Annotated in this window: 11 protein-coding genes, 8 tRNA genes and 4 rRNA genes; all 23 read left to right on the top strand. The window is 39.0% G+C overall.

What is annotated here, in order from left to right; translation table 11 throughout:
- Positions 1–2 precede the first annotated feature (2 nt).
- The 23 genes from divIC to rrf (LG295_RS12260) all read left to right on the top strand — a co-directional run bounded on the left by divIC (position 3) and on the right by rrf (LG295_RS12260) (position 17,323).
- The gene (gene divIC / locus LG295_RS12370) at positions 3–401 is read left to right on the top strand and encodes a cell division protein DivIC (RefSeq protein WP_107558398.1); all 399 of its coding nucleotides are present in this window, start codon (positions 3–5) and stop codon (positions 399–401) included.
- Positions 402–501: 100 nt separating this feature from the next.
- A complete protein-coding gene (locus LG295_RS12365; RefSeq protein ID WP_107531058.1) occupies positions 502–900 on the top strand; it encodes a S1 domain-containing RNA-binding protein in 399 nt (132 codons plus the stop codon).
- Between the two features lie 207 nt (positions 901–1,107).
- Entirely contained in the window at positions 1,108–2,391 is a 1,284-nt protein-coding gene (gene tilS, locus LG295_RS12360) for a tRNA lysidine(34) synthetase TilS (protein ID WP_107558397.1), read from the top strand.
- Positions 2,392–2,396: 5 nt separating this feature from the next.
- On the top strand, positions 2,397–2,936 hold the full coding sequence (gene hpt / locus LG295_RS12355; RefSeq protein WP_107531063.1) for a hypoxanthine phosphoribosyltransferase: 540 nt from the start codon (positions 2,397–2,399) through the stop codon (positions 2,934–2,936).
- Between the two features lie 296 nt (positions 2,937–3,232).
- Positions 3,233–5,299 (top strand): ATP-dependent zinc metalloprotease FtsH, encoded by a 2,067-nt coding sequence (ftsH, locus tag LG295_RS12350; protein ID WP_107558396.1) that lies wholly within the window; start codon positions 3,233–3,235, stop codon positions 5,297–5,299.
- A 236-nt stretch (positions 5,300–5,535) separates the two neighbouring features.
- Positions 5,536–6,417, top strand: a complete 882-nt coding sequence (hslO, locus tag LG295_RS12345; protein WP_107555043.1) for an Hsp33 family molecular chaperone HslO — start codon at positions 5,536–5,538, stop codon at positions 6,415–6,417.
- Positions 6,418–6,563: 146 nt separating this feature from the next.
- Positions 6,564–7,496, top strand: coding sequence for a cysteine synthase A (cysK, locus tag LG295_RS12340; RefSeq protein WP_107531889.1), 933 nt, complete (start codon positions 6,564–6,566; stop codon positions 7,494–7,496).
- 227 nt (positions 7,497–7,723) lie between these two features.
- Complete coding sequence (gene folP / locus LG295_RS12335) at positions 7,724–8,527, top strand: dihydropteroate synthase (RefSeq protein WP_318832396.1); 804 nt, start codon at positions 7,724–7,726, stop codon at positions 8,525–8,527.
- Entirely contained in the window at positions 8,505–8,870 is a 366-nt protein-coding gene (gene folB / locus LG295_RS12330) for a dihydroneopterin aldolase (protein ID WP_107531890.1), read from the top strand. The genes folP and folB overlap by 23 nt, the downstream gene beginning before the upstream one ends.
- Positions 8,870–9,349, top strand: coding sequence for a 2-amino-4-hydroxy-6-hydroxymethyldihydropteridine diphosphokinase (folK, locus tag LG295_RS12325; RefSeq protein WP_318832395.1), 480 nt, complete (start codon positions 8,870–8,872; stop codon positions 9,347–9,349). Before folB ends, folK begins: the two co-directional genes overlap by 1 nt.
- Positions 9,350–9,371: 22 nt before the next feature.
- The gene (lysS, locus tag LG295_RS12320; RefSeq protein WP_318832394.1) at positions 9,372–10,859 is read left to right on the top strand and encodes a lysine--tRNA ligase; all 1,488 of its coding nucleotides are present in this window, start codon (positions 9,372–9,374) and stop codon (positions 10,857–10,859) included.
- Between the two features lie 510 nt (positions 10,860–11,369).
- Positions 11,370–11,484, top strand: a 5S ribosomal RNA gene (gene rrf / locus LG295_RS12315).
- Between the two features lie 20 nt (positions 11,485–11,504).
- Positions 11,505–11,580 (top strand) — tRNA-Val (locus tag LG295_RS12310).
- 13 nt (positions 11,581–11,593) lie between these two features.
- Positions 11,594–11,669, top strand: a tRNA-Thr gene (locus tag LG295_RS12305).
- Positions 11,670–11,675: 6 nt separating this feature from the next.
- Positions 11,676–11,748, top strand: a tRNA-Lys gene (locus LG295_RS12300).
- Between the two features lie 14 nt (positions 11,749–11,762).
- Positions 11,763–11,837 (top strand) — tRNA-Gly (locus LG295_RS12295).
- A gap of 8 nt (positions 11,838–11,845) precedes the next feature.
- Positions 11,846–11,934, top strand: a tRNA-Leu gene (locus tag LG295_RS12290).
- Between the two features lie 13 nt (positions 11,935–11,947).
- Positions 11,948–12,024 (top strand) — tRNA-Arg (locus tag LG295_RS12285).
- A gap of 23 nt (positions 12,025–12,047) precedes the next feature.
- Positions 12,048–12,121, top strand: a tRNA-Pro gene (locus LG295_RS12280).
- A 19-nt stretch (positions 12,122–12,140) separates the two neighbouring features.
- Positions 12,141–12,216, top strand: a tRNA-Ala gene (locus tag LG295_RS12275).
- A 151-nt stretch (positions 12,217–12,367) separates the two neighbouring features.
- A 16S ribosomal RNA gene (locus tag LG295_RS12270) occupies positions 12,368–13,920 on the top strand.
- A 286-nt stretch (positions 13,921–14,206) separates the two neighbouring features.
- Positions 14,207–17,129: ribosomal RNA gene (locus LG295_RS12265) — 23S ribosomal RNA — on the top strand.
- A gap of 79 nt (positions 17,130–17,208) precedes the next feature.
- Positions 17,209–17,323, top strand: a 5S ribosomal RNA gene (rrf, locus tag LG295_RS12260).
- The 16S, 23S and 5S rRNA genes sit together here with 8 tRNA genes alongside, the layout of an rRNA operon.
- The last annotated feature ends 183 nt before the right edge of the window (positions 17,324–17,506 follow it).

Here is a 17,506-nt window from a genome sequence, read left to right as displayed (position 1 = left end):
CATTGAGTAAAAAAGTAGAAAACATAGGTAATACATTTACTTCTTCAGAAAACAAGAAGAAACAGAAACAAAAGATGAGAAGACGCGTAGTCCGTAGACGTATTACTCTATTTGGTGGTATCTTACTCGCTATTATCATTGTTTTATGTATAATGCTTGTCACTCAAAAGCAAAGTAATCAAGAAGATGCTGTAGAACGTCAACAAAAAGAACAAAAATATCAAAAACAACAAGATGAAGAACTCGCATTAAAAGAACAACTTAATAATCTTAATGATAAAAGTTATATAGAGAAAGTAGCGAGAGACGATTATTATTTAAGTAATGATGGTGAAGTGATTTTCAAGTTGCCAGGAGACAAGTCTGAATCCAAATCGAAATCATCGAAAGAGGATAAATAACGAAAAAAATTTTTTTGCATCATAATACCATTGTTAATTTATGCAAACAGGCATATAATAAGATTAAAATCGAAACAAATCGGGAGGATTTATTTACAATATGTCAATCGAAGTAGGAAACAAGCTTAAAGGTAAAGTCACTGGGATTAAAAAGTTTGGCGCTTTTGTCGAACTTCCAGAAGGAAAGAGTGGCTTAGTTCACATAAGTGAAGTTGCAGATAATTACGTGGAAAATGTAGAAGACCACTTATCTGTTGGAGATGAAGTTGAAGTTAAAGTGCTTTCAATTGCTGACGATGGAAAAATTAGCCTATCTATAAAAAAAGCAAAAGATCGTCCGCGTAGACCGCAAAGTAAACCTAATCACAAACAATCTCAACCAAAAGGTGAAGACTTTGAAAAGAAATTAACAAATTTCTTGAAAGATAGTGAAGATAAATTAACTTCCATCAAACGTCAAACAGAATCTAGACGTGGCGGAAAAGGCGCAAGACGCTAAAAATATATAATGAGACTGTTCCGCAAATACCTAACTTGATTCATTGAGGACAAAGTGAAATCATTTATTCCAATATTAAGTTTGATCGTAACAATCTAAGACTGTTTTCTTACTTGAGGAAACAGTCTCTTTTTTGTTAAAAATTAGCGCACTTTCATTTTATGCCAAGGTGTCTAATGAATGTCTACAAGTAAGGAGGTGGTTTGCATGGAAGTGAATACTGAAGGTTGGTCCTCGGATAAGCACATCGTATTGGCTGTATCTACCGGTATAGACAGTATGGTGTTGTTGCACCAACTTATTACAAACTTGCAAGATACATACGCCCGATTAACCTGTTTGCATGTGAATCATAATATTAGATCGATTGCCAATGAAGAAGAATTATTCCTCAAGCAATATTGTATTGACCATAACATTGCATTACATGTTAAACAATTGGATTTATCTAACATTGTTAAAAAAGGTAACAGTATTGAGAATGAGGCTAGACTTGAACGTTATCGTTGGTTTGATTTAATGATGAAGGATTTAAATGCAGATGTACTACTTACAGCTCATCATCAAGATGATCAATTAGAAACCATTTTTTACAGGTTAATGACAGGCCGTTCTACTAGAAGTAGTCTGGGGATGTCTTATTTAACAACGCGAGGTTGTTACGATTTATGTAAACCACTTTTGACAGCGACTAAAGTAGAAATCAGAAATTATCAGCATGCTTACGATGTTCCTTTTTATGAAGATGCAACTAATGCAGAAAATCATTATGTAAGAAATGACATTCGAAACCGCATCTTACCTGAAATAGAGCAAAATAAACACTTAGAGACCAAGCAGTTATTAAAACTAAAAGAATGGCATGACGAACAACGATTAGTTATTGAGAGCGAGGCTACCGCTTTTATAGAAAGTGCTGTTGAAGTTAATAACGCTCAATATCGTTTTTGTAGAAAACAATTTTTACAACTGCGACATAGCGTGAAAATGACCGTATTAGATAAACTACTTGCTAGTCTACCAATGCACGATGCTTTAACAGAAAAAACATATAATCAATGGTTTCAAATCATGGAGGAAAATATAGCGCAATCTACATTATATACAACAGATAAATGGATAATTTACATCGCTTATGATAAATTTATAATAATGGCAAATGATGATGTGAAACTTTCTCCGGCTAAGATGAATCAATCAGGGACTTACAACTATAGTCACTATAGTATTGACATTAATAACGATCTTCCTGCATTTGAATTTCCACTAGTAGTTCGTACAAGAAACGATGGTGATAAATTTGAACTAAATGGAATGAAAGGGCATAAAAAGGTTAGCAGATTGCTGATTGATAATAAAATTGAGCAACAAGAACGTGACCAAATGCCAATCATAGTTAATGCTGATAATGAAATTATTGCTGTTGGGACATTATTTTTAAAAAGTAAATACAAAGACTTAATTTGTATACGAAATATGGGAGAGGAATGAAAAAAATGAGAGATGATTTAAAGGAAGTATTGTTATCAGAGGAAGATATTCATCAAATATGTAAAGATTTAGGTGAACAAATTACAGCAGCATACAAAGGGAAACCGCTTGTTTGTATCGGCATACTAAAAGGGTCAGTAATGTTTATGGCAGACCTAATTAAATATATTGATACACATTTAGCGATAGATTTTATGGATGTTTCAAGTTACCACGGAGGGACAGAATCTACAGGAGAGGTTCAAATCTTAAAAGATTTAAGTTCTTCAATTGAAAATAAAGACATCTTGATTATAGAAGATATCTTAGAAACTGGAACAACTTTAAAATCGATTACTCAATTACTAGAATCTCGTCGTGTAAATTCGCTTGAAATCGTAACATTGCTTGATAAACCTAACCGTCGTAAAGCCAATATCGAAGCTAAATATGTTGGCAAGAAAATTCCTGATGAATTTGTGGTTGGCTATGGTTTGGACTACGCTGAAAACTATAGAAATCTACCATATATCGGAACACTTAAACCAGAAATTTATTCGAAATAAGCAATACAATTTATCCAAATAGAAAATTATTATATAATGTAAATCTAAGTCGTTTTATGTGAGTAAATACAGTAGAATTTAATTAGATAAACTCTTGTAAGTATTGTATACATAAATTTATGGTGGCTTGTTAATGTGTAATACATTTTAAATATAATTAAAAGTAAAGAAATAAAAATTAAGATAAAGCGTCCGAAATTGTAAACATAGTACAAAAGTTGAAATACTAGCCTTGAACTTATGCATTATGTTACAATTTTTGTTAGTTTTATTATTGAAGTAGGAGGAAACGACGCATGCAGAAAGCCTTTCGTAACGTGCTAGTTATCGCAATCATTGGCGTTATTATTTTTGGTCTGTTTTCATTTTTAAATGGAAATGGGAATATGCCAAAACAACTTACATATAACCAATTTGTGAAACAGCTAGAAAAAGGTGATTTGAAATCACTTGAAATACAGCCTGAACAAAATGTATATATGGTAAGTGGTAAAACAAAAAATGATGAAGACTATTCTTCAACAATTTTATATAACAACGATAAAGAGCTTGAAAAAATAACAAATGCAGCACAAAAACAAGATGGATTAAAATTTACAGTTAAAGAAGAAGAAAAACAAAGTGTTTTTGTAAGTATATTAACAACATTAATTCCTGTATTAATTATTGCGTTATTATTTATTTTCTTCCTAAGCCAAGCACAAGGTGGCGGCGGCGGTGGCGGTCGTATGATGAACTTCGGTAAATCCAAAGCGAAAATGTACGACAGTCAGAAGAAACGTGTACGCTTCTCAGATGTAGCTGGTGCAGATGAGGAAAAACAAGAATTAATTGAAATTGTCGATTTCTTAAAAGACAATAAACAATTTAAACAAATGGGCTCAAGAATACCTAAAGGTGTCCTATTAGTAGGTCCTCCTGGTACAGGTAAAACATTACTTGCACGTGCAGTTGCTGGTGAAGCTGGTACACCATTCTTCTCAATCAGTGGTTCTGACTTCGTTGAGATGTTTGTTGGTGTCGGTGCAAGCCGTGTACGTGATTTATTTGAAAATGCTAAGAAAAATGCACCTTGTATCATTTTCATTGATGAAATTGATGCAGTTGGACGTCAACGTGGTGCTGGTGTCGGCGGTGGCCACGATGAACGTGAACAAACATTGAACCAATTATTAGTTGAAATGGATGGATTTGGTGAAAACGAAGGTATCATTATGATAGCTGCTACTAACCGTCCTGACATTTTAGACCCAGCATTATTACGTCCTGGTCGTTTTGATAGACAAATTCAAGTAGGTCGTCCAGATGTTAAGGGTCGTGAAGCGATATTACATGTGCATGCTAAGAATAAACCACTTGATGAAACAGTTGATTTGAAAGCAGTTTCACAAAGAACTCCAGGTTTCTCAGGTGCCGATTTAGAAAACTTATTAAATGAAGCATCACTTGTTGCTGTACGTGAAGGTAAGAAGAAAATCGATATGCGTGATATAGAAGAAGCAACTGACCGCGTTATTGCAGGTCCTGCTAAGAAATCTCGTGTTATTTCTGATAAAGAACGTAACATTGTAGCACACCACGAAGCGGGGCATACGATTATAGGTATGGTACTTGATGAAGCTGAAGTGGTTCACAAAGTTACCATTGTCCCTCGTGGTCAAGCCGGTGGTTACGCAATGATGTTACCAAAACAAGATCGTTTCTTAATGACGGAACCAGAATTACTAGATAAAATTTGTGGTTTACTCGGTGGACGTGTTTCAGAAGATATTAACTTTAACGAAGTATCTACTGGTGCATCTAATGACTTTGAACGCGCAACGCAAATTGCACGTCAAATGGTTACTGAGTATGGTATGAGTAAAAAACTTGGTACGGTTCAATTCTCAAGTAGTAGTAATGGACAAGTGTTCTTAGGTAAAGACATGCAAGGAGATCCAGAATATTCAGGGCAAATTGCTTACGAAATTGATAAAGAAGTACAACGTATTATTAAAGAACAATATGAGCGTTGTAAAGATATCTTGCTAGAACACAAATCTCAGTTGAATTTAATCGCTGAATCATTACTGACTGAAGAGACGTTAGTTGCTGAACAGATACGTTCATTATTCTATGACGGCGTATTACCTGAAGTTGATTACGATGGCGCAAAAGTTGTCGAAAATGAAGACAGTGATTTTGAAAAAGGTAAGTACGGAAAATCATACGATGAAGTTCGTAAAGAGCAATCAGAAAAAGATAACGATGATGAACAAGAGCAAGAAGATAAAGACACAGAAGAGACAGGTCATGAACAATCACCAAATATTGATAAACCAAGCAATCCAAGTGATCCTAATGACCCAAGCAATCGAAACTAAGAAATTAAACCAAGACTTCTTTCTGCTATCAATATGAATAGTAGAAAGAAGTCTTTTGTTTATAGTTTAAAGACCCATCTAAGCAATCGTTATTTAAAGGCAAATGTGTAGTCAAACAAATAGTTAGTAATTTTCACCAAGAAATATTAAAATAAGTTGCGTTAATAGAAGGGAAATCGACAAAATAAGCCGATATATGACAAAATTTAATTAAAATTAAAGGAGCAATCTTAAAAATGACTAATGATTATATAGTTAAAGCTTTAGCTTTTGGAGGACAGATTCGTGCATACAGCGCTTTGACAACTGAAAGTGTTCAAGAAGCGCAAACAAGACATTATACTTGGCCAACTGCATCAGCTGCGTTGGGTCGTACAATGACAGCAACATTAATGATGGGTGCTATGTTGAAAGGTGAACAAAAATTAACAGTAACTGTAGATGGTCAAGGGCCAATAGGTAAAATTATTGCTGATGCTGATGCGAAAGGAAATATAAGAGGTTATGTTACTAACCCTCAAACACATTTCCCGTTAAATGAAAGTGGTAAATTAGATGTTAGTAGAGCGGTTGGAACTAATGGGTCATTAACTGTAGTTAAAGACGTAGGACTAAAAGATTATTTCTCAGGTTCAAGCCCAATCGTTTCAGGTGAGTTAGGTGACGATTTCACATACTATTTTGCTAAAAGTGAACAAGTTCCTTCATCGGTAGGTCTTGGTGTACTCGTTAACCCTGATAATTCAATTAAAGCGTCAGGTGGATTTTTAATCCAAGTAATGCCAGGTGCAGAAGACGAAACGATTAATCAATTAGAAAATGCCATTAATAGTATGACTCCAGTATCTAAACTAATTGATCAGGGTTTATCACCAGAAGAACTTTTATTTGAAATTCTTGGTGAAGACAATGTACAAATACTAGAAAATCTTCCGGCGCAATTTGAATGTAATTGTGGGCACGATAAATTCTTAAATGCTATTAAAGGCTTAGGAGAGGCAGAAATACAAAATATGATCGATGTAGATCATGGTGCAGAAGCAGAATGTCATTTTTGTAGAAGTAAGTACACGTATTCAGAAGAAGAATTACAGGAATTATTAGAAAATATTAAGTAAAAAAGGTAATATTGATATTGTAATACCTTGGAATTTAAATAAATAATGTTTTATTGTTGTATTTACAGAAAAATCTGATAAAATAAAAGTATATCCGAGAAAAAAAGTAGGGTTTAAAAACTTTTTAACGAAAAGGAGCAATACTTATGTCAAATAAACCAGTAGACAATATCGTACAAGTGATTGGAAACACACCTGTAGTTAAATTAAACAACGTTGTAGAGGAAGGCGCTGCAGACGTTTATGTAAAACTTGAATATCAAAATCCAGGCGGTTCTGTAAAAGACCGTATCGCGTTAGCTATGATTGAAGAAGCTGAAAAAGAAGGCAAAATTAAGCCTGGCGATACAATCGTTGAACCAACAAGCGGAAATACTGGTATCGGCTTAGCATTTGTTTGTGCAGCTAAAGGCTATAAAGCTGTATTTACAATGCCTGAAACGATGAGCCAAGAACGTCGTAACTTATTAAAAGCATACGGCGCAGAGTTAGTATTAACACCTGGTTCAGAAGCTATGAAAGGTGCAATCAAGAAAGCTAAAGAATTGAAAGAAGAGTTTGGTTACTTTGAACCACAACAATTCGAAAATCCAGCTAACCCTCGTGTACACGAATTAACAACTGGACCAGAATTAGTTGAACAATTTGAAGGTAAAACAATTGACTCATTCTTAGCTGGTGTCGGCACTGGTGGAACATTAAGTGGCGCAGGCAAAGTGTTAAAAGAGCAGTACCCAGATATCAATCTTGTAGCAATTGAACCAGAGGACTCTCCGGTATTAAGTGGTGGAGAACCTGGTCCTCATAAACTACAAGGTTTAGGTGCAGGATTTATTCCAGATACTTTAGATGAAAATATCTACGATGAAATTATTCAAGTAGGTAACGAAACAGCTATGGAAATGGCACGTAAAGTTGCTAAAGAAGAAGGTATCTTATGTGGTATTTCTTCAGGTGCAGCGATTCATGCAGCCATTGAAAAGGCTAAAAACCTAGGTGCAGGTAAAACAGTTGTTACTGTATTACCAAGTAATGGTGAACGTTACTTATCAACACCATTATTCGCATTTGACGATTAATCATTGAAGCATATTGATAACCGGTCACATAATTATGTGTGCCGGTTTTTTAATGTGGTGATTGAATTAAACACTTCACTTTAAATATAGGTTTATTTTGAATTATTAAAATTTGCAGGTCATTCAAGTACTTGTTACTGAAAAAAATAAAAAATAACGTTATTATAGAAATATGATAATAATTTGATAGGAAAATCATTTTAGATGTGAAAGGAAGCAAAATGATTATGACGCATACAAAAATTATGGGAATATTAAATGTTACACCGGATTCATTTTCTGATGGTGGGAAATATAATACAGTTGAAAAGGCTGCTGAACGCGCAGAGAAAATGATAGAAGAGGGCGTTGATATCATAGATATTGGTGGCGTATCTACGAGACCAGGTTATGAAGAAGTGAGCGTTGAAGAAGAACTTGATCGTGTCGTACCTGTGGTAGAAGCTTTGACTCGTTTAGGTATTCAATTATCAGTTGATACATATAGAAGTGAAGTAGCAGAAGCGGCCATGAAATTAGGTGTTACGATGATCAATGACCAATGGGCTGGCCACCATGATCCGCGTATATTTGAAATTGTTGCGAAATATGAAGGTGAAATTGTGTTAATGCACAACGGAGATGGGCATAGAGAAGAATCAGTTGTGGATGAAATGTTGTTGTATCTTTTAAAACAAGCAAATAAAGCTGAAATGGCGGGGATACCACAACATAAAGTGTGGATTGATCCAGGTATTGGTTTTGCCAAAACAAGAGACGAGGAAAAGGAAGTTATGTCTCGATTAGATGAACTCGTAGCAACGGGGTACCCGGTACTGTTAGCAACAAGCAGAAAAAGATTTATTAAGGAAATGATTGGTGTAGACACAACTCCAACTGAACGAGATGAAGCAACTGCTGGAACAACAGCATATGGTATTACTAAAGGTATTAAGGGTGTAAGAGTGCATAACGTTGCATTAAACGCTCGGATAGCACAAAGTATGGATTACTTAAAGGAGAATGATAATGCGCGACACAATATTTCTTAATGGTATGAGATTTTATAGTTATCATGGCGCGTTACCAGCCGAAAATGAGATTGGACAAATATTTATTGTTGATGTCACGATGAAAGTTGATCTTAGCATAGCGGGTGAAACTGACAAAGTTACAGATACTGTGCATTATGGAGAAGTATTTGAAGAAGTGAAAGCGATTATGGAAGGTGAACCAGTAAATTTATTAGAGCATCTGGCTGAACGTATTGCAAAACGTATAAATTCACACTATAATCGTGTAGTGGAAACGAAAGTCAGAATCACTAAAGAAAATCCACCTATACCTGGACATTATAATGGAGTAGGTGTTGAAATAGTGAGGGAGAATCACTAATGATATATGCGTATTTAGGATTAGGTAGTAATGTTGGAGAAAGAGAAACACAACTTGATGAAGCAGTGCGCATTTTAAATAACAAAAATGGTATTGAAGTCACGAAAGTTTCGCCAATATATGAAACAGAGCCAGTAGGTTATGTAAATCAGCCACAATTTTTAAATCAATGTATTGAAATTCATACAGTATTGAAGCCAAAAGATTTGTTAAAGGTATGTATGGAAACAGAACAACAATTGAATCGCGTTAGAGATGTACGTTGGGGCCCAAGAACTTTAGATGTAGATATTTTATTGTATGGAAATCAAATTATTGAAAAAGAAGATTTGATTGTTCCACATCCAAGAATGTTAGAACGTTCATTTGTTCTGATTCCATTAAATGATATAGCATCTGATTTTATTGAACCGCATTCTAATCAAAAAATTGGTGATATAGTGATGACAGACGATTCAGTGAAAAAGTATAAAGATTGAAAAGCATAAAGGAGAGAAAGTTATGTCAGAAGAAATGAACGACCAAATGCAGGTTCGCCGCCAAAAATTACAAGAATTATACGATTTAGGAATTGATCCATTTGGACAAAAATTCGACCGTAGTTCAATGGCTAGCCCATTGCACGCAGATTGGGATCAATTTTCTAAAGAAGAATTACAAGAAAAAGAAGAAGAAAGCCGTGTAAGTATAGCTGGACGTTTAATGACAAAACGTGGTAAAGGTAAAGCAGGATTTGCCCATGTTCAAGATTTAAGTGGCCAAATACAGATTTATGTTAGAAAAGATCAAGTAGGCGATGAACAATTTGAGATTTGGAATTCTTCAGATTTAGGTGACATCGTTGGTGTTGAAGGTGTTATGTTTAAAACGAACACAGGTGAACTTTCGGTTAAAGCAAAATCGTTCACGCTTTTAACAAAAGCATTACGTCCGTTACCAGATAAATTCCATGGCTTACAAGATATTGAACAACGTTATCGTCAACGTTATCTTGACTTAATTACAAACCAAGATAGTACTAAGACATTTATTAACCGCAGTAAAATCTTACAAGAGATGCGTAACTATTTAAATTCTCAAGGATTCTTAGAGGTAGAAACACCAATGATGCATCAAATAGCGGGTGGCGCTGCAGCACGTCCATTTGTTACACACCATAATGCATTAGATGCTACATTATATATGAGAATTGCAATTGAATTACATTTGAAACGTCTTATTGTCGGTGGCTTAGAAAAAGTATATGAAATTGGTCGCGTGTTTAGAAATGAAGGTGTGTCTACAAGACATAACCCAGAATTTACAATGATTGAATTATATGAAGCGTACGCGGACTATCACGACATCATGGATATTACTGAAAACATGATTAGACACATTTCAGAAAAAGTATTAGGTACTGCTAAAGTATCATATGGTGAAGAAACAATTGATTTAGAATCTAACTGGAAACGAATCCATATGGCTGACGCTGTTAAAGAAGCAACAGGTGTAGATTTCTTTAACATCCAAAGTGATGATGAAGCTAAAACAGCCGCTAAAGAACATGGTGTAGAAATCACAAGTAATATGAAATACGGTCATATCTTAAATGAATTCTTTGAACAAAAAGTTGAAGAAACATTAATTCAACCTACATTTGTTTATGGGCACCCAATAGAGATTTCTCCTTTAGCTAAGAAAAATCCAGAGGACCCTAGGTTTACAGACCGCTTTGAATTATTCATTGTAGGTAGAGAACATGGTAATGCATTTACAGAATTAAACGATCCTATTGATCAAAGAGCAAGATTTGAAGCTCAATTAGTAGAAAAAGAACAAGGGAACGATGAAGCTCACGAAATGGATGAAGACTTTATTGAAGCACTAGAATATGGTATGCCTCCAACAGGTGGTTTAGGTATAGGTATTGATAGACTAGTGATGTTACTTACTGATTCAGCATCAATTCGTGACGTATTATTATTCCCATATATGAGACAGAAGTAAAAATAACAAATTATATATTTGGATATGCTAGTTCAAAACTTAACGAATATCATGTTTTGTCATTATGACAAAACATGATATTCGTTTTTTATTGGAAAAAGAAGCGGTTGATATATGGAGGAAGTATGTAAAAGTCCATTTCAAACACAATTTTAATAATTAAATTAAGTAATAAGAAACGATTATGCATAAATATGCTATAAAGATATAAAAATATACTATAAAAGGTATGGTAAATGCTGTTTTCATATGGTAAGATTATTCAAGTCGAGTTAAGCAAGTGAGCGAAACATGACATCGAAAATACTATATTAAGTCTTTTGAGAAAAAGTTAAAAAACAGTTGACTCGAATGAAAAAACGTAGTATTATATAAAAGTCGTCAAAAACGATGATTACATAAGCGAATAACTTAAGTAAATGTTGTTTAAAGATTTCTTGAAGATAGTGTAAAATTGGCTATTGCAATCGATTGATAAACAATGTATCATTAATGGAGTAAGTTATTTTGTCTGGTGACAATGGCAAAGAGGTCACACCTGTTCCCATGCCGAACACAGAAGTTAAGCTCTTTAGCGCCGATGGTAGTCGGACTTACGTTCCGCAAGAGTAGGACGTTGCCAGGCTTTATAATAGATTTCCATGTGGAGGATTAGCTCAGCTGGGAGAGCATCTGCCTTACAAGCAGAGGGTCGGCGGTTCGAACCCGTCATCCTCCACCATTTCAAATGAATAGCCGGCCTAGCTCAACTGGTAGAGCAACTGACTTGTAATCAGTAGGTTGGGGGTTCAAGTCCTCTGGCCGGCACCATTTCATGAGCCATTAGCTCAGTTGGTAGAGCATCTGACTTTTAATCAGAGGGTCAGTGGTTCGAGCCCACTATGGCTCATAAAGTTTCATTTTGCAGAAGTAGTTCAGCGGTAGAATACGACCTTGCCAAGGTCGGGGTCGCGGGTTCGAATCCCGTCTTCTGCTCCATTATTTTTGCCGGGGTGGCGGAACTGGCAGACGCACAGGACTTAAAATCCTGCGGTGAGAGATCACCGTACCGGTTCGATTCCGGTCCTCGGCACCATCATTTTAATAATGCGCCCGTAGCTCAACTGGATAGAGTACTTGACTACGAATCAAGAGGTTACAGGTTCGACCCCTGTCGGGCGCACCATTTTTAAAATGTTTAAATTAATACGGGAAGTAGCTCAGCTTGGTAGAGCACTTGGTTTGGGACCAAGGGGTCGCAGGTTCGAATCCTGTCTTCCCGACTCTTTTAAAATTATATATGGGGGCTTAGCTCAGATGGGAGAGCGCCTGCTTTGCACGCAGGAGGTCAGCGGTTCGATCCCGCTAGTCTCCACCATATTTATTATTGATTGAAGAAATGAACATTGAAAACTGAATTGCAATATGTCAACGTTAATTCCGAACGCAACATTAAATTGTTGGTTCAAAACAAGTGTTAGAGATAACACAAATTAGTATTTTATGAGCTAATCAAACATCATAATTCATTTATGGAGAGTTTGATCCTGGCTCAGGATGAACGCTGGCGGCGTGCCTAATACATGCAAGTCGAGCGAACAGATAAGGAGCTTGCTCCTTTGACGTTAGCGGCGGACGGGTGAGTAACACGTGGGTAACCTACCTATAAGACTGGGATAACTTCGGGAAACCGGAGCTAATACCGGATAACATTTGGAACCGCATGGTTCTAAAGTGAAAGATGGTTTTGCTATCACTTATAGATGGACCCGCGCCGTATTAGCTAGTTGGTAAGGTAACGGCTTACCAAGGCGACGATACGTAGCCGACCTGAGAGGGTGATCGGCCACACTGGAACTGAGACACGGTCCAGACTCCTACGGGAGGCAGCAGTAGGGAATCTTCCGCAATGGGCGAAAGCCTGACGGAGCAACGCCGCGTGAGTGATGAAGGGTTTCGGCTCGTAAAACTCTGTTATTAGGGAAGAACAAATGTGTAAGTAACTGTGCACGTCTTGACGGTACCTAATCAGAAAGCCACGGCTAACTACGTGCCAGCAGCCGCGGTAATACGTAGGTGGCAAGCGTTATCCGGAATTATTGGGCGTAAAGCGCGCGTAGGCGGTTTCTTAAGTCTGATGTGAAAGCCCACGGCTCAACCGTGGAGGGTCATTGGAAACTGGGAAACTTGAGTGCAGAAGAGGAAAGTGGAATTCCATGTGTAGCGGTGAAATGCGCAGAGATATGGAGGAACACCAGTGGCGAAGGCGACTTTCTGGTCTGTAACTGACGCTGATGTGCGAAAGCGTGGGGATCAAACAGGATTAGATACCCTGGTAGTCCACGCCGTAAACGATGAGTGCTAAGTGTTAGGGGGTTTCCGCCCCTTAGTGCTGCAGCTAACGCATTAAGCACTCCGCCTGGGGAGTACGACCGCAAGGTTGAAACTCAAAGGAATTGACGGGGACCCGCACAAGCGGTGGAGCATGTGGTTTAATTCGAAGCAACGCGAAGAACCTTACCAAATCTTGACATCCTTTGAAAACTCTAGAGATAGAGCTTTCCCCTTCGGGGGACAAAGTGACAGGTGGTGCATGGTTGTCGTCAGCTCGTGTCGTGAGATGTTGGGTTAAGTCCCGCAACGAGCGCAACCCTTAAGCTTAGTTGCCATCATTAAGTTGGGCACTCTAGGTTGACTGCCGGTGACAAACCGGAGGAAGGTGGGGATGACGTCAAATCATCATGCCCCTTATGATTTGGGCTACACACGTGCTACAATGGACAATACAAAGGGCAGCTAAACCGCGAGGTCATGCAAATCCCATAAAGTTGTTCTCAGTTCGGATTGTAGTCTGCAACTCGACTACATGAAGCTGGAATCGCTAGTAATCGTAGATCAGCATGCTACGGTGAATACGTTCCCGGGTCTTGTACACACCGCCCGTCACACCACGAGAGTTTGTAACACCCGAAGCCGGTGGAGTAACCATTTATGGAGCTAGCCGTCGAAGGTGGGACAAATGATTGGGGTGAAGTCGTAACAAGGTAGCCGTATCGGAAGGTGCGGCTGGATCACCTCCTTTCTAAGGATATATTCGGAAACATCTTCTTACGAAGATGAAATAGGAATAACATTGACATATTGTATTCAGTTTTGAGTGCTCATTGGAGTATTCATTGCATTTTTTGTACATTGAAAACTAGATAAGTAAGTAAAATTTATGATTTTACCAAGCAAAACCGAGTGAATTAGAGTTTTTAACAAGCTTTGAATTCAAAAAGAAATAATCGCTAGTGTTCGAAAGAACACTCACAGATTAATAACATTTTGGGTTTTCAACCGACTTGTTCGTGTTGAAAGTCAAAAAAGATTAAGTTATTAAGGGCGCACGGTGGATGCCTTGGCACTAGAAGCCGATGAAGGACGTTACTAACGACGATATGCTTTGGGGAGCTGTAAGTAAGCTTTGATCCAGAGATTTCCGAATGGGGAAACCCAGCATGAGTTATGTCATGTTATCGATATGTGAATACATAGCATATCTGAAGGTAGACGCGGAGAACTGAAACATCTTAGTACCCGCAGGAAGAGAAAGAAAAATCGATTCCCTGAGTAGCGGCGAGCGAAACGGGAAGAGCCCAAACCAACGAGCTTGCTTGTTGGGGTTGTAGGACACTCTATACGGAGTTACAAAAGAATAAACTAGACGAATCATCTGGAAAGATGAATCAAAGAAGGTAATAATCCTGTAGTCGAAAGTTTGTTCACTCTTGAGTGGATCCTGAGTACGACGGAACACGAGAAATTCCGTCGGAATCCGGGAGGACCATCTCCCAAGGCTAAATACTCTCTAGTGACCGATAGTGAACCAGTACCGTGAGGGAAAGGTGAAAAGTACCCCGGAAGGGGAGTGAAATAGAACTTGAAACCGTGTGCTTACAAGTAGTCAGAGCCCGTTAATGGGTGATGGCGTGCCTTTTGTAGAATGAACCGGCGAGTTACGATTTGATGCAAGGTTAAGCAGTGAATGTGGAGCCGTAGCGAAAGCGAGTCTGAATAGGGCGTTGAGTATTTGGTCGTAGACCCGAAACCAGGTGATCTACCCATGACCAGGTTGAAGTTCAGGTAACACTGAATGGAGGACCGAACCGACTTACGTTGAAAAGTGAGCGGATGAGTTGTGGGTAGCGGAGAAATTCCAATCGAACCTGGAGATAGCTGGTTCTCTCCGAAATAGCTTTAGGGCTAGCCTCAAGTGATGATTATTGGAGGTAGAGCACTGTTTGGACGAGGGGCCCTTATCGGGTTACCGAATTCAGACAAACTCCGAATGCCAATCAATTTAACTTGGGAGTTAGAACGCGGGTGATAAGGTCCGTGTTCGAAAGGGAAACAGCCCAGACCACCAGCTAAGGTCCCAAAATATATGTTAAGTGGAAAAGGATGTGGCGTTGCCCAGACAACTAGGATGTTGGCTTAGAAGCAGCCATCATTTAAAGAGTGCGTAATAGCTCACTAGTCGAGTGACACTGCGCCGAAAATGTACCGGGGCTAAACATATTACCGAAGCTGTGGATTGTCCGTAAGGACAATGGTAGGAGAGCGTTCTAAGGGCGTTGAAGCATGATCGCAAGGACATGTGGAGCGCTTAGAAGTGAGAATGCCGGTGTGAGTAGCGAAAGACGGGTGAGAATCCCGTCCACCGATTGACTAAGGTTTCCAGAGGAAGGCTCGTCCGCTCTGGGTTAGTCGGGTCCTAAGCTGAGGCCGATAGGCGTAGGCGATGGATAACAGGTTGATATTCCTGTACCACCATTATTCGTTTTAAGCGATGGGGGGACGCAGTAGGATAGGCGAAGCGTACTATTGGATTGTACGTCCAAGCAGTAAGACTGAGTGTTAGGCAAATCCGGCACTCTTAAGGTCAAGCTGTGATGGGGAGAGGAAATTGTTTCCTCGAGTCGTTGATTTCACACTGCCGAGAAAAGCCTCTAGCTAGAATTGTGGTGCCCGTACCGCAAACCGACACAGGTAGTCAAGATGAGAATTCTAAGGTGAGCGAGCGAACTCTCGTTAAGGAACTCGGCAAAATGACCCCGTAACTTCGGGAGAAGGGGTGCTCTTTAGGGTTAACGCCCAGGAGAGCCGCAGTGAATAGGCCCAAGCGACTGTTTATCAAAAACACAGGTCTCTGCTAAACCGTAAGGTGATGTATAGGGGCTGACGCCTGCCCGGTGCTGGAAGGTTAAGAGGAGTGGTTAGCTTCTGCGAAGCTACGAATCGAAGCCCCAGTAAACGGCGGCCGTAACTATAACGGTCCTAAGGTAGCGAAATTCCTTGTCGGGTAAGTTCCGACCCGCACGAAAGGCGTAACGATTTGGGCACTGTCTCAACGAGAGACTCGGTGAAATCATAGTACCTGTGAAGATGCAGGTTACCCGCGACAGGACGGAAAGACCCCGTGGAGCTTTACTGTAGTCTGATATTGAAATTCGGCACAGCTTGTACAGGATAGGTAGGAGCCTGAGATGCGTGAGCGCTAGCTTACGTGGAGGCGTTGGTGGGATACTACCCTCGCTGTGTTGGATTTCTAACCCGCACCATTTATCATGGTGGGAGACAGTGTCAGATGGGCAGTTTGACTGGGGCGGTCGCCTCCTAAAGAGTAACGGAGGCGCTCAAAGGTTTCCTCAGAATGGTTGGAAATCATTCATAGAGTGTAAAGGCATAAGGAAGCTTGACTGCGAGACTTACAAGTCGAGCAGGGTCGAAAGACGGACTTAGTGATCCGGTGGTTCCGCATGGAAGGGCCATCGCTCAACGGATAAAAGCTACCCCGGGGATAACAGGCTTATCTCCCCCAAGAGTTCACATCGACGGGGAGGTTTGGCACCTCGATGTCGGCTCATCGCATCCTGGGGCTGTAGTCGGTCCCAAGGGTTGGGCTGTTCGCCCATTAAAGCGGTACGCGAGCTGGGTTCAGAACGTCGTGAGACAGTTCGGTCCCTATCCGTCGTGGGCGTAGGAAATTTGAGAGGAGCTGTCCTTAGTACGAGAGGACCGGGATGGACATACCTCTGGTGTACCAGTTGTCGTGCCAACGGCATCGCTGGGTAGCTATGTATGGACGGGATAAGTGCTGAAAGCATCTAAGCATGAAGCCCCCCTCAAGATGAGATTTCCCAACTTCGGTTATAAGATCCCTCAAAGATGATGAGGTTAATAGGTTCGAGGTGGAAGCATAGCGATATGTGGAGCTGACGAATACTAATCGATCGAAGACTTAATCAAATTTTAAATGTTTTGTTTTGGTTAAATCATATTTTACTTACTATCTAGTTTTGAATGTATAATTTCATACATTTCATTGTCTGGTGACAATGGCAAAGAGGTCACACCTGTTCCCATGCCGAACACAGAAGTTAAGCTCTTTAGCGCCGATGGTAGTCGGACTTACGTTCCGCAAGAGTAGGACGTTGCCAGGCAATTCCATATTGACCCTTGGGTCGTTTTTTTATGGAAGTTTTACCCAAAAACAAAAAAATAATTTTAATAACTTCTTGACTTTCTAAGTCAAAGAGAGTAAAATTATTTCTTGTGATTGAAGAAATGAACATTGAAAACTGAATTGCAATATGTCAACGTTAATTCCGAACACAACATTAAAT

Source organism: Staphylococcus pseudoxylosus (assembly GCF_044794325.1).
GTDB classification, from domain to species: Bacteria; Bacillota; Bacilli; order Staphylococcales; family Staphylococcaceae; genus Staphylococcus; species Staphylococcus pseudoxylosus.
Note: the sequence above shows the minus strand (reverse complement) of the source record. Positions and strands in the feature narration are given on the sequence as shown.

What these genes read in the sequence shown, in the direction of transcription:
- LG295_RS12365 (WP_107531058.1), top strand. Translation starts at nt 502, where the DNA reads ATGTCAATCGAAGTAGGAAACAAGCTTAAAGGTAAAGTCACTGGGATT.
- lysS (WP_318832394.1), top strand. Translation starts at nt 9,372, where the DNA reads ATGTCAGAAGAAATGAACGACCAAATGCAGGTTCGCCGCCAAAAATTA.
- folB (WP_107531890.1), top strand. Translation starts at nt 8,505, where the DNA reads ATGCGCGACACAATATTTCTTAATGGTATGAGATTTTATAGTTATCAT.
- ftsH (WP_107558396.1), top strand. Translation starts at nt 3,233, where the DNA reads ATGCAGAAAGCCTTTCGTAACGTGCTAGTTATCGCAATCATTGGCGTT.
- folK (WP_318832395.1), top strand. Translation starts at nt 8,870, where the DNA reads ATGATATATGCGTATTTAGGATTAGGTAGTAATGTTGGAGAAAGAGAA.
- tilS (WP_107558397.1), top strand. Translation starts at nt 1,108, where the DNA reads ATGGAAGTGAATACTGAAGGTTGGTCCTCGGATAAGCACATCGTATTG.
- cysK (WP_107531889.1), top strand. Translation starts at nt 6,564, where the DNA reads ATGTCAAATAAACCAGTAGACAATATCGTACAAGTGATTGGAAACACA.
- hpt (WP_107531063.1), top strand. Translation starts at nt 2,397, where the DNA reads ATGAGAGATGATTTAAAGGAAGTATTGTTATCAGAGGAAGATATTCAT.
- folP (WP_318832396.1), top strand. Translation starts at nt 7,724, where the DNA reads ATGACGCATACAAAAATTATGGGAATATTAAATGTTACACCGGATTCA.
- hslO (WP_107555043.1), top strand. Translation starts at nt 5,536, where the DNA reads ATGACTAATGATTATATAGTTAAAGCTTTAGCTTTTGGAGGACAGATT.